The organism is Streptomyces changchenzhani (assembly GCF_039766235.1).
In the GTDB taxonomy this organism is placed as follows: domain Bacteria; phylum Actinomycetota; class Actinomycetes; order Streptomycetales; family Streptomycetaceae; genus Streptomyces.
This window is the reverse complement of sequence record NZ_JBDHNH010000005.1, coordinates 107,004-119,416: the sequence shown is the minus strand read 5'-3', so window position 1 is coordinate 119,416 and position 12,413 is coordinate 107,004. Positions and strand designations below refer to the sequence as shown.

Here is a 12,413-nt window from a genome sequence, read left to right as displayed (position 1 = left end):
GCGGGGCCGGAACGGAAGGCGGCGAGGCGGCGGAGGTGGCGGCAGGCGGCGGGGCACCGGGGGGTGCGGCAGGAGGAGTCGTCATCACACGGCCTTTCTGCGTACGGGGCGTCGAATTCCTTTCACCGGAATCCGGCCGCCTTTTAGGCACACCTCACCCGTAAGCCTTTACCGGGAGGAGATGCCTTTCGAGTTTCGCATTTCCGGGTTCCCCCGGGAACAATTCAAATATAGCTCGACCCGCACGACGCCTCAATATGAATTGCGGCTTGATAATGCTGGAATTCTCGTGAATTCACGACCGCTTTTATCGTGAATACCCCAATGCGCGACGTGAAGCGTCGTGCGCCCGCCCGGCCACGACCGAATCCCAGGCCCTGGCACCCGCCGAAAACGCCGGCACCCCTACAAAATTCGAGCACGCGCACGAATCCACATCCACCGGCACGGCGGCACGGCGGCACGGCGGCACGGCGGCACGGCGGCACGGCGGCACGGCGGCACGGCGGCACGGCGGCACGGCGGCACGGCGGCACGGCGGCACGGCGGCACGGCGGCACGGCGGCACGGCGGCACCCTCGGCTCCGCCGGGGCACCGCCGGGGCACCGCCGGGGCACCGCCGGGGCACCGCCGGGGCACCGCCTTCCCCTGGCCGCCGGGGCCGGGGCCGGCAGGGGATAGGGAAGGAGGAGGAGAAAGGAGGAGGAGGGAAGCAGGCATACGGGTGAGCAGGGGGATGTACGGGAAGTGAGCCGGGTGGGGGCCGGGCGCCGGCAGATCGGGACACATACCTGTACCGATATGCAGGCTGGCCCGGTCCGCGCTGGCAGACCGGGCCGTGACCTGGGGTGATACGGGTGCGGGGGTGCTCCGGTCCAAGCAGGACGCCGGGGGGGACCCCCGTGAAAGGACGCCAGCCAGGACGGGCTGCAGGACTCGGCTCCAACGGTTCTTCAACCCGTCGGAACGGTCTTCGCCAGGTAGTCGAGCGACAACTGCTCCCTGTACGGAGTTGACCTCAGTGACGGGTCGTCTCTCCGCGTGCAGCAGCAGGCCTCCTGGGCGAGCCGGTGTGGAGCAGGGCGAGGGTGGCGGGGTCGGGGGCGGCGTCGATGTCGGCGAGGCGGGTGGTGAGGAGGCGCAGCGTGCGGTGGGCTGCGTCGTGGCGGCCGAGGGTGAGCTGGAGCTGGATGATGCGCTGGTAGAGGTGTTCGTTGGTGGGGTCCAGGTCGGCGGCCCGGTTGAGCAGGGCGAGGGCGGGTTCGGGGTCGGCGGAGTGCTGGGCGGTGTGCTCGGCGAGGAGGGCCAGGGCGTCGACGGCGCGACGGTGTAAGGCCTCGCGCAGGTCGATGGCCCAGAGGTAGTCGGCGCCGTCACACAGCGGCCCGGTATAGATGTCGGTCGCACGCTGAAGGGCCTCGGCGCGACCAAAGGGGGAGCCGGCGTCGACGGCCTGGCGGAGAGCGTCGGTGAACACGGCGACGTCGGTGGAGATGTGCTGCGGATCGAGGCGGTGGCGCTGACCGCTGGGAACGAGGAAGGCCACTTCCTGCTGCCCAGTGGCATCCCGCAGGATCCGACGCGCATTGCGGCGCAGGTTGGCCACGCGCCGGTGCACTTCCGCCGTACTGCCGGAGATCTGCATCTTCTCGGCGATTTCTTCGCCGCGCAGTCCTGCAGGATGTGCGGCGAGAAGGGCGAGGAATTCCCGGGTCTCTTCCTTGCGGGTTTCGGTGAGCGCACATTCTTTTCCACGCACGGAGAGAGCGAACCCGGCGAAGAGACGGATATGGACCGTCTGCACCGAATGCGTTGCGCACGAGTCCGTCAGGGGCACGGGGGAAGGCGCAGGGGCGGGTTGCGGCACGGGAGGAGTGCTTCGTTCAGGTGCTGCTCCCGTGCCGGGGCCCTCGTCGTCGGGTTCCCCGTCGACCTCCGAGTGGGAGGTGTGGGGGTCATGGGCGCGGATGAGGGGGGCGAGAAGGTCCGCTGCGGGTTCGGCGGCGAGGAGGAACAGCGTGGCCGCGCGCAGCGCAGTGAGGGTGGTGTCGGCGGTTCCGTCGGCGGCGACCGTCAGGCGGTGCCAGTGGACTCCTGGGGCGGTGTCCTGGCAGGCGACGACGGCCAGTTGGCTGTGCGCGGCGCGGGCAGCGATTGCCTCCAGGCGGCGGATATCGGTGTCGGCCACCCCGTTGAGGAGCAGGACGTGCAGGGTCGGCCCCGTTCCGGCGTCCGCCTGTCCGCTGTGGTGCTGGCGGTGGCGGGCGTGTTCCAGCAGAGCATGTTCGGCAGCGTCGAGCGCGGCGGCACCCGTCGCAGTGACCTCCCACGCAGGGCCCAGCTCCACTTGTCCGGGCAGGAGTTGGGCGAGGAAGGGAGCCGGAATGATCAGGCGTACGTGAGGGGCTCCGGGCCGTACTCGTTCAGCCGCCGCCGCAATGGCGATCACCAGGTGACGCAGCGCGTCCGGGGCGCCGCCCCCAAAGACGTGCACTCCCCCGGGGATCGCGAGGACATCGGCAGAGATTTCGTGTCCGCCGAGGTCGGCCAGGGTGACGGTGCCGGGTGGCTGCGGGTCGGCCGGGGCGGTGTGCCGGGGCAGGTCACCGGGAGTGTGGTGGCGAGCAGCTCGGGCCGCGAGGTGAGCCCGATTGCTGCGTTGCACCGCCTCGGTCAGCAGCGGGCCCTCATCGGTCACCTGCCTGGCGAAGGTGTCGAGGCTCGGTGTACGGCGGCGGGCGGCATGGCGTCGCGCGTAGCCGAGGGCGGCAGCGATGCCTGCCGCCGTGGTGACACCGATCAGGGAGGCGGGGCCGAGCCCGATACCCACGGGCCGGGTGGGCTGCGCCACCTCGTGCGCGCCCCCTTGGCCGGAGGATGAAGGCGACGGCGCAGGAGGAGGCGTCGGTACGGGAGCGGGGTTTGGGCTTGCCGTACGGGGCGGCTGTGCAGGTGCGGCCGGCGGGCCGCTGGGTGCGGGGAGAGGCGGTGCAACGTGGGTGGGGAGCTGGAGTTGCCAGCCAGGAAGGAGCAGGTCGGGGTCGGAGAGAAGCTGCCCGTCGCTCTGGCGGATGGTGCAGCTGAGTTGGTAAATCCTGGGCCATTTCAGGGGATCTCCGAGATGGCGTGCGGCGAGGTCCCAGAGGGTGTCGCCGGGCAGCACGGTGTACGAGGTATGCGCGGGCTGCGTCGTCGGCGAGGCGGTGGCGGCCGGAACGTACTGGGGCGCGGTGACCGCCACCGGCTGGGCCAGGGAAGTCACTGCGTACGGTTCGGTGTGCGCGGCAGGCAGGCGCCCCACGCCGCACAGGCCGAGCAGGATCGTGCCGACGAGCAGTGCGGCGGCAGCCCGGTGCACGGGCAACGTCGCGGTGTGCCGACGCAGCAAGGTCGCATCCCGCAGCAGGGCGGGCAACTTCCCCACCACCCAGCACATTTCACGCACCAGGGCGGCCAGAAAGTACGCCCAGCACGCCCAGCCGACCAGGGCGAGCGCCTTCAGTACGAACGGGTCGCTGACCGGCTGGGAGAGCCGGGTGAACAGGTCGTCGAACGAAGCGACCTGTTCGGGCCAGGGCACCCCGACCGCGATCACCAGGACGTACGGAATGCCCCCGACCGCCACCGCAAGAACTCCAGCCGCGCCCAGGAACTGTACGACACCCAGTGCCCGACGAACCATGGTCACGGGCTGTCCTCCCCCGCCTCGCCCCAGGGAGTGCTCGTGCCGCGTTCGATGTGCGCGGTGGCCGTGGCGGTGGTGGTGAGGGAGCCGAGGCCGACCAGGGAGAGCACCTGGGTGGGCTGGACGTGGGTGACCGTCACCTCCGCTTCGCCGTCCCGTACCGCCACCGTCGCGGTGTCGCCGACCGCGGCGACCCGGGCGTGAGCGGCGGCGCTCGCGGGGCCCGGCTCCAGACGCATCCGGCGGGTGGCCCGCAGATGCTCCAGGTCGACTTCCTGGCAGGCGGCGCGGGCGGCTTCCTGCGCGGTATCGGCGGCTCGTACCTTCCCAGCGAGGGCGAGGCCGCCGTCGATGACGAGCCCGGCGAAGAGGAACAGCCCGGCCACCGACACCACGACCACGGCGGTCACCTGCCCCGTATCCTCGCGCCGCCGTGCACGCGCGCGCCGCGACTGCGGCGGGACTGGTCGTGTCATGTCTCCACTCCTCCTCGGTACAGGTCCACCACGGAGGCCGCTGTCGAGGTGACGTCCATGCTGCGCATGCCGGGTACGTCGAGATCGGCCCGGCAGGTCACCGTGACCCGAACCGTCCCGCCGGGCACGAGTCCGCCCAGTGCGGGGGCGATACGGGGGCTGGTGCAGGAGGCCCCGGCTCCGGCCAGGCTGGCCCGCGCGGCGCGAAGGGCATCACCGTGGGCCCGGTCTGCGGTGCGGGCCAGGGAGGCGGCGCGGGCGGCCTGGTGGGCGGCTTCGTCGGCGTCCAGTCGGGCACCGGCCAGCCGCCCGAAGGCAACGGCCACCAGCGCCAGCAGGATCAACAGCGGGGTCACCAGGACGAGTTCCGTGGTAGCCGATCCCCGCTCCCGCTCCTTCCCGCTATGCCGTACGCGACGGTTCACGGGCTCACGCTCCACTTCTCGACCGGCCCCGCGGCATGCCCGGAGACCCGCAAGCGCAGCCCCGGAACCACCACGACCACCTGGCCCTCCACATGCGCCGTCACGCTCTCCGCAGTGCGGCTGACCTGCACCGTGGGGGCGTGAAGGACCCGGCCGCCGACGAGGCGCAGCGTCGCCGCCGCGTCCGCGTTCCCAGTGGCCGAGGAGGCGTCCTGGGCGCGGGCGGCGGCCAGCGCCCGGGAGGCGGCCGTCTGGGCGATGTGCTGAGCGTGCATGGCGAGCGCGAACTGCACGATCAACAGCAGCAGCACCATCAGCACCGGCACGGTGAGTACGGCTTCCGTGCTCACGCTTCCCCGGTCACGCAGGCGTCTCTTCGTGCGCGTGCGGCGGCAGGTGTCAGCCAAGGTCGATGCCGTTCGCCTTGGCCATCACCTTGGCGACGATGACGCCGATGACGGTGAGACCGAGGACGGCCAGCAGCGCTGTAACGATGACCGCCTCGGTGGAGTACCCCGCATCACCGGCCTCGGTCATCCGAACCCTGACCTTGCGTCCCCAGGCGCGGGTACGGGCAGCGAGAGTGCGGTAGTTCATGTCCAGCTCCACTTCATGTCAGAGGGTTCAAAGTCCGGCGAGGACGTTCTGCATCGCCGGGTAGCCGATGAAGACGAGGAAGCCACCGAAGAGGACGACCACGGGAAGCGACATCCGCTCGGTCGCGGACTGGGCGGCACCGTCTGCCTCGGTGAGAGCGCGGGTGCGCATGGCGGACGCTTTGGCCTCCAGCGAGATTCGGATCTTGGCGCCCTCGCTGCCCGCCAGGGAGATCGTCGCGGCGAGCTCGACGAGTTCACGGACACCGGTGCGGGAACCGAGTTCGCCCAGTTCCTGCCAGACGTTCGTGCGTCCGACTTCCGAGGCGGTCAGTGCCCGGCGCAGCTGGGCGGCGGCCCATCCGTGCGGGTTGGCTCCGGCATCGGTGAGGGCCTGGTGGACTCCGGCGCCGCCGGCCAGGGCGATGACCACCAGGTTGAGGAACACCGACAGGGTGTGCCGCAGCTCCTTGCGCCGCCGCGCCGCAGTGGCCCGTACGGTCAGATCCGGGGCGAGGAAGAGCACCGCCCCGAGGATCAGCGAACCAATCCCGGACAGCTGCCAGTCCAGTCCACTCCCCGTCAGCGCCCACACCAGCAACGAGAACACGCTCGGCGTGAGGAAGCCGACCACCCCGGCCGCAGCCTTCTCCGCCAGGAACTGCTCGACCGGCACCTCGGCGACGACCAGGTCCCGCCGCAGTTTCGCGGTCGGCAGCCCGCACGCCCGCAGCGCGGGCACACCCCTGCGTCCCCAGCGCCGCGCCCACCCTTCGCCGTCCAAAGCAGTCGAAGGCGGCGGTACGACCGACGACCGGCCGAGCCGGGCGAGCGATTCGGCGAGGGAGGGACGCGGCGGGTTGAGTCCGTACGCCACCAGCGCGAGGAAGCCGCCGAGTCCGAGTCCGAGCAGCAGGGCCGTCATCGGACCACCACCTCTACACCGGCAGCGGGCCGAACGCCCTTGAGGATGCGGGGGTCTTCCTCCAGGGTGGCGATCTTCATCAGCCACCAGAAGGCCACCGCGAACAGCCCGCCTACCCCGGCCAGCACGATCTGCCCCGTCGCTGTGGAGTACGGGTCGAGATAGGCGCGGTTGAGGACGGCCAGCCCGCCCGCCATGCCCAGCGTGGTCACTGTGATCACGCGTACCGAGGTACGTACCCGAGAGCGTCCGGCCTCGGTACGCAGCCGCATCGTCACCTGCTCCCGCGTCGCCGCCGCCAGCTGCCCCAACAGCGGAGCCAGCTGACGGGCCTGGCGTTCGGCGGCCATCACCAGGGCGGCGGTCACCATGTCGCAGGTCGCGTCATCGACTTCCTCGGCGAAGGTACGCAGTGCCTCGCCGAGCGGCTGCCCGTCCTCGATCCGACCAGCCAGCCGGGCCGCCTCTGCCTGCACCGCCTGCGGGGCGACCGGGGCGGTCGCCAGGATCGCCTGCTCCAGACCGGCCGCAGCCGACAGGGTGTCACGGAGCATCTCCGCCCACAGCGCGAGGGCCTCCAGTTTCTCGGTACGGGCCGCCGCATGCCGGTCTCCGACCAGCAGATTCGGGAGCGTCAGGACACCGACGAGGGTGAGGATGCCGGCGACCGGCCACCCGGTCGCCGCCCCGACCAGCAGGCCCACCACCGCAGCCACAACCCACTGCCGCCCGCTCGCCCGGAACGGCAACTGCCGCCTCCGTACGACCCGTTCGCCCTCCGCTCGTGGCCGTACACCGAGCACCACGAGCCCGACCGACAGCGCGAGCCCCGCCCCGAGCAGCAGCCCGGTCAACACGTCCTGAGTCATGTCGCCGTCCCCCAGCGTTCGCCGCGCAGCAGTGCGACATCGAGTCCGGCGTCCACCAGGTCGTCGAAAGTTTCCGTGCGCAGCGGCGCTGCGGGCACGGCGCGGCCGTCGGGGCCGGGCCGGTAGACCTCGTTGGAGATGATCTGCGTACCGTCTGCGTCCACTACTTCCCGTACGGAGTCGATGGCCCGCCGGCCCTCGGCGTCCCAGCCGAGGTGGACGACGAAGTGCACCGCGGACGCGACGAGCAGGTTCGTCGCCTCCAGCGACAAACGCTCCGGGGACTGAGCGGCATACGCGGCGAGCTTGGTGAACACCCCGCGCGAGGTCGAGGCGTGGATGGTGGAGAGCGAGCCGTCGTTGCCCTGGCTCATGGCGTTGCACATCGGCACCACCTCCGGGCCCCGGATCTCCCCGACGATCACCCGCTCCGGCGACATCCGCAGCCCCCACCGCACCAACTCCGCCTGATCCACAGCCCCTTCACCCTCCAGATTCGCTTCCCGCGCCTGGAGCGCCATGACGTTCGGGTGGGCGACGGTGTCCTCGTGCAGGCCGAGTTCGAAGGTGTCCTCGATGGTCACCAGCCGCTCCTGCGCGGGAATCACCGACGCCAGCCCCCGGGCGAGAGTGGTCTTGCCGACGTTCGTACCGCCGCCGACGATGATGTTCTTCCGCGCCAGCACCAAAGCGGTCAGGAACGCGCCGAGGCGCTCGTCGCAGATCTGAAGCCGGTTCGCCAGGTCGTCCATGGTGACCCGCTTGAAGCGGTGGCGGCGGATGGTCAGCCCCACCCGGTGCGAGAGCGCCATCACCGCGAACAGCCGCGAGCCGTCCGGCAGACAGATGTTCAGGCTCGGCGACCCCCGGTCGAAGCGCCGCTCCTCCAGCCCCGAGCGCGCCGCGATCTGCCGTACGAGATCAATCAGCTCGCCGTCCGAGGCAGCCACCGGAGCCCGCTGCTCCTCGGCGCCGTCGGCGTACCGTACGAAAACCTGGTCGGCCCCGTTGATCTGGATATTCTCGATCCGGTCGTCCTCCAGCAGCTCCTGCAACGACCCCAGCCCGAACAGGCCCTCCATCACCTGCCGTTCCAGCTCCGTCCGCTCCTCACCGGTGAGCGTCATCTGCCCGGCGCGCAGCCGCTGCTGGTTGTACGCGGCGAGCTCGTCGGCCAGCAGCTTGTTGGCCAGCGAGCGCCGCTCCGCCGCGTTCTGCACCGGCAGCCCGGCCTCGCTGCGGGTATGCGCGAACCCGGTCAGTTCAGCGGCGATGGCCTCCCGGAAGGCTTCCACGGTGTGCTGCACACCAAGCCCCACATCGGCCGTCACTGTGCCCCTCCCCCGCTGGACAGGGCGCGCGGTGCACCCAGCCGTGCGCGCACCGCACCGGGCAGCGCCCTGGCACGGAGCTGAGCCAGCTCACTACCCAGACCCCGCGCGCCTCCCTGACCTCCACGCCCGCCGCCACCGTCAAGGTGGTGTGCCAGCGCCGAGGCCGCCTGCGTGAGCGGCGAACGCACCCACCGCCTTCGCCCGACCTGCCCGGCCCCGCCGAGCGCAGCAGCAGCCCGTACGTCCCAGGGCACCTTGCGCACCCGCTCCGGGGACATCTCCAACGCCGCCGCGATCTCCGCCTCGCTGAACCGGCACACCCCGACCACCACCAGCTCGTACGAGGCCCCATCCAGCCACTCACCCCGCGCGGCCACGTGCGCGAGCGCCTCCACGCTGCCCCGGCTCACCAGCACCAGCCGATCCGCGCCCCGCGCCAACTCCCGCGACGGACGCGCTCCCAGTCGCCCCAGGTCCAGCAGCACCATGCCCTCGCTGTCGCCCCCGCCCCGCAGTACGGACGGGCGTGCCACCACCTCGCCGACACTGGCCAGCGCCTGATCCCCACCGGTCGGCGCGACCACGACCCGCAGCCCGCCGGCCACCTCCTGCACGCACCCGCCCAGCTCGTCGTCCTGCCCGTCCCGGTGGCCTCCGGCAGCCAGCGCGAGCAGCCCCTCCATGTCGGAGAGCCCGAAGCGCGCCGCAAGATCACCTCCCGCCATGTCCGCCTCCACCACCACCGGCCGCACCCCGCCCTCCGAACCCTCGGCGGGCCAGGCCGAGGCGAGCGCCATGGCCAGCGTGGTCACCCCCGGCGCACCCTTGAACGCACCCAACGCCACGACTTTCCGCATCACGACACCTCCTTCACGCCACCACCGAGCACAGCCACCCTCGGCTCCGCCATCTGCGCCGCCCGCCGCACCGCCCCGGCATCCACCAGCACAGTCACCGCGCCCTTCCCCGATGTCGTCTCCGGGCGGCTCACCGCATGCACCACTCCGAGCACCGGATCGGGCACCTTCGCCCCTTCCTTCTCCTCTGCTGCCGGCGCACCTCCGGAAGAGGGTCCAGGCACTACGGCCACCCGCTGCCCGGCCGCCAGCCCCGCAGGCAACATCCCCGGCTCGGCCCCGATCACCACCAGCGCCTGCCCCAACCCCGGAAACTTCGCCGCATCCCCGACCTGCCCGGAGGCAAGCAACTGCCCCGCCACCAAAGGCACTACGGCCCGCCGCCCCACCACCGCACCCCGATCCCCGGCCCGGACCACCTGTGTGGCGTCATCGACCCCAAGCCGTACGACGCCCAGGTCCCCGGCCTCGATCACCGCCCCTGCCGCAACCGGTCGTACCGCCGTCAGCACGGGCTGCCGCTCCCCGGACGCGCCCACCACCCATGCCACTCCACCCGCACACGCAATCGCCCCGGCCAGCCCGAGCGCCACCAGCCCCGGCCGCCACCGCCGTTCCCCCACCGGACCACCAGACGGAACCGAAAGCCCTCCCTCAGCCGCCGGAGACGGCCTCAAACGCGCCCACGGCCCACCCATATTCCCGTTCACACCAGCCGATTTCGACCCGGAAGAAGACACAGAGGTCCCCACACGCCACCTCACCTGCTCGAAGAAACCCACCGAACGAACGGCGCTCACCGGCGCCCCACATCCGCCCTACCAGGGCGGTCACACCCTCAGGTCAGGACGTGACGAGCGCCTGCGCCTCGGCCACCCGCAACGGCATCTGCGCCGCCGTCTGCATCCCGGGCACCACGCCCTGCTCGCTCCCGCCCTGCCACTCCACGTCCCAGCCCACGGTCACCGACACGGCGAACGCCTCCCCCGGCTTCCCCGCAGACGAGCGCCGGTAGGTGTGCCCGCAGTCCGGAGACTTCGCGTCCGCCGCGAACTTCGCCGAGTACGCCGTCCCCGCCCCCTTGCACACCACCCTCGTGCCGTCCCCTATCACCCATGTCGCCGAACGAGGCGTCGCCTTCGCCGTCACCGACACCCCCGGCACCGCCACCGTCTCCGACACCGACTTCCACATCCCCGGATCGAGCCACATCCACGTCGGCACCCGCACCAACTGCGCATACTTCTCGTCGGGGTTCATACGAATCACCGGCTTCGGCAACACCAACTCCCCCACCGCCTGCTGCGCCACCACCGCAGGATCCGGCGGCGCAGGCCGTACCGCCCCACCACCGCCCTCCTCCCCACCAGCGACGGCGTCCGTATCCGGCACCTGCGGCACCAGAGGCACTCCACGCGGCCCGTACAACTGCCCCGGCAACCGCCCGTCGTACCGCACACCCCCGTGGCCAGCTCCCGATCCAGAAGCGCCCGGAGCGCCCGGAGCGCCATAGGCCGCTGAGGATCCCGGACGACTCCGACTCGGCGGACGCGACCCACTGCTCGCACTGAGCCCGCAGCGCCCGGACTGGCTACAAGCAACCGCGGCGGCAACGTTCATGCTCCCTGCGCCGCTCTCCGCCCAACTCGTGCCGGCCAGAGGCCCCAGCAGTGACAACGATGCCGCGAAGACAACCGTCCCTCTCACCACCGAAGTGCCGCGGAACTTCACTTCAGGCATGTCCCGGCCTCCCCCCAGTAGAGATCCGAGACCGTCCATTTGCCGTCGGCCAGCACGACAGTTGCCTCCGTCCGGTAGTGACCGCCCGGCAGCCCATCGGGAGACCCGTTCGGCTTTACCTGAACCCACTTGGTCCCGTCAACGCAGTCCAGCAGCTCAACCTTGGACTTGTCCGCCTTCGCCACTCGGGGCTCCACGGAAACTCCACCCGTACTCGTCGCCCCCGCCTTGTGGATCTCTTCCATCATGAACTGGAGCAACCACAACGCCTTCTCCTTTGCGTGGTCGTCCAGTCGCGGGTGCTTCGAGTCCGAGGTTCGGGACGCCTCCACAGCGTCCGCCCACATCGCTCGGTACGCCGTGAAGGCCGCACTCTCTGCCTCACTGGGCAGCGCCGAGGCGCTGCCCGTCGGAGCCTTCGCCTCCCGCGAGGCACTCACGCCCTCCGCCCGGGGCGCACTCTCTCCGCACGCGCCCGCCCCGAGCCCCAACGCCACCGCCGCAGACAGGGCCATCGCCACCCTCCGCGCTCCAGTCCTTCGCATGAAACCCCCACTTCACCAGCCACTCATCACTGAATGTGGCCAAACGGTCACTGGCGAATCCGTCATGCCCCAGACTTCCAGCGCCTCAAACGAAATTCGGAATGACCAGCTCCTTTTCACTCTTAAGGTGTGAATATCGGCCAGAACAGCCGAGAGCCGTCACTCCAAATCACCCGTACGGGCATGGAGTTCGCGGTTCAGCGACTCCATGCCCGGGTATCGGGGACCCCCTCACGTCGCTCTCACACGCCCTCGCTGCAACGCCCGGAGCCCCGTACGCCGCCGCGCCGGATGGCGAACCCACCATCCGCACCACCTGGTGGCAGCGGAAGCGCCACCCAGGCCGCCTTCGTGCGACGCGCCTTCGTGAATCCCCAAGCCCCCTTGGTGAGTACCTGCACGATGTGCAACCCCCGCCCACGCTCCGACAGCAACGCGCAAAGCGCATCCAGCCCGCCGCCACGCCCCTCTTCCACCGGCTCGAACGGAGCCGCCACCGGGAACCCCGGAAGCTCCGGAATGCACGGGTCCCCGTCCTCGACCTCACAGATGACCTCGGCCGCCGTGCACCGCAGCCGCATCTCGTACGGCCCCACCGCATGCTCCGTCGCGTTCGCCACCAACTCCGACACGGCCATCACCGCATCACTGATCGTCTCGCCGTCATAGCCGAGCTGATCCAACGCGCACCGCAGCGCGGCTCGCGCCTGAGCCGGGGCGCCGGGGGCACAACTCCCCCAGCGAAGAAGCACGTTCGGGGCAGTACCCGAAGACCGTCGCGCGCTCATCGTCGACCTCCCCGAACCGGGGCAGCATGCCGCCCACGTACAACGAGCCGGTGGCGCCCCCGCCCCGGAAGTACACAATCGCGCGCCTCGTACAGGGCGAACGGGCCGGCGGCCGTCACGAACGGCAGCAACAGCACAGCGGTGAACAGAATCGGTGCCACGACAAGGACCT

General features: G+C 70.9%; 13 protein-coding genes. All 13 read right to left on the bottom strand.

Annotated features, from left to right (window positions below; genetic code table 11):
- Positions 1 to 1,019: 1,019 nt before the first annotated feature.
- The 13 genes from ABCR94_RS17540 to ABCR94_RS17480 all read right to left on the bottom strand — a co-directional run bounded on the left by ABCR94_RS17540 (position 1,020) and on the right by ABCR94_RS17480 (position 12,205).
- Positions 1,020 to 3,683, bottom strand: a complete 2,664-nt coding sequence (locus ABCR94_RS17540) for a BTAD domain-containing putative transcriptional regulator (protein WP_347120718.1) — start codon at positions 3,681 to 3,683, stop codon at positions 1,020 to 1,022.
- A 2-nt stretch (positions 3,684 to 3,685) separates the two neighbouring features.
- Positions 3,686 to 4,162, bottom strand: a complete 477-nt coding sequence (locus ABCR94_RS17535) for a pilus assembly protein TadG-related protein (RefSeq protein WP_347120254.1) — start codon at positions 4,160 to 4,162, stop codon at positions 3,686 to 3,688.
- The gene (locus ABCR94_RS17530) at positions 4,159 to 4,587 is read right to left on the bottom strand and encodes a TadE/TadG family type IV pilus assembly protein (protein WP_347120253.1); all 429 of its coding nucleotides are present in this window, start codon (positions 4,585 to 4,587) and stop codon (positions 4,159 to 4,161) included. Before ABCR94_RS17530 ends, ABCR94_RS17535 begins: the two co-directional genes overlap by 4 nt.
- Positions 4,584 to 4,937 carry a TadE/TadG family type IV pilus assembly protein gene (locus ABCR94_RS17525; protein ID WP_347120252.1) on the bottom strand — a complete coding sequence of 118 codons (354 nt, stop codon included), beginning with the start codon at positions 4,935 to 4,937 and terminating at the stop codon, positions 4,584 to 4,586. Before ABCR94_RS17525 ends, ABCR94_RS17530 begins: the two co-directional genes overlap by 4 nt.
- Positions 4,938 to 4,986: 49 nt before the next feature.
- Positions 4,987 to 5,184, bottom strand: a complete 198-nt coding sequence (locus ABCR94_RS17520; RefSeq protein ID WP_347120251.1) for a hypothetical protein — start codon at positions 5,182 to 5,184, stop codon at positions 4,987 to 4,989.
- A gap of 27 nt (positions 5,185 to 5,211) precedes the next feature.
- Positions 5,212 to 6,108: a type II secretion system F family protein gene (locus ABCR94_RS17515; RefSeq protein ID WP_347120250.1), complete on the bottom strand. Its 897-nt coding sequence runs from the start codon at positions 6,106 to 6,108 to the stop codon at positions 5,212 to 5,214.
- Positions 6,105 to 6,977, bottom strand: coding sequence for a type II secretion system F family protein (locus ABCR94_RS17510; RefSeq protein ID WP_347120249.1), 873 nt, complete (start codon positions 6,975 to 6,977; stop codon positions 6,105 to 6,107). The genes ABCR94_RS17515 and ABCR94_RS17510 overlap by 4 nt, the downstream gene beginning before the upstream one ends.
- Positions 6,974 to 8,308, bottom strand: a complete 1,335-nt coding sequence (locus tag ABCR94_RS17505) for a TadA family conjugal transfer-associated ATPase (RefSeq protein ID WP_347120248.1) — start codon at positions 8,306 to 8,308, stop codon at positions 6,974 to 6,976. The genes ABCR94_RS17510 and ABCR94_RS17505 overlap by 4 nt, the downstream gene beginning before the upstream one ends.
- Positions 8,305 to 9,168: a CpaE/TadZ family protein gene (locus ABCR94_RS17500; RefSeq protein ID WP_347120247.1), complete on the bottom strand. Its 864-nt coding sequence runs from the start codon at positions 9,166 to 9,168 to the stop codon at positions 8,305 to 8,307. Before ABCR94_RS17500 ends, ABCR94_RS17505 begins: the two co-directional genes overlap by 4 nt.
- On the bottom strand, positions 9,168 to 9,791 hold the full coding sequence (locus tag ABCR94_RS17495; protein WP_347120246.1) for an SAF domain-containing protein: 624 nt from the start codon (positions 9,789 to 9,791) through the stop codon (positions 9,168 to 9,170). Before ABCR94_RS17495 ends, ABCR94_RS17500 begins: the two co-directional genes overlap by 1 nt.
- Positions 9,792 to 10,011: 220 nt before the next feature.
- Positions 10,012 to 10,569, bottom strand: coding sequence for a hypothetical protein (locus ABCR94_RS17490; protein ID WP_347120245.1), 558 nt, complete (start codon positions 10,567 to 10,569; stop codon positions 10,012 to 10,014).
- Between the two features lie 326 nt (positions 10,570 to 10,895).
- Positions 10,896 to 11,429: a hypothetical protein gene (locus ABCR94_RS17485; protein ID WP_347120244.1), complete on the bottom strand. Its 534-nt coding sequence runs from the start codon at positions 11,427 to 11,429 to the stop codon at positions 10,896 to 10,898.
- A 266-nt stretch (positions 11,430 to 11,695) separates the two neighbouring features.
- Positions 11,696 to 12,205: an ATP-binding protein gene (locus tag ABCR94_RS17480; protein WP_347120243.1), complete on the bottom strand. Its 510-nt coding sequence runs from the start codon at positions 12,203 to 12,205 to the stop codon at positions 11,696 to 11,698.
- Positions 12,206 to 12,413 lie beyond the last annotated feature (208 nt).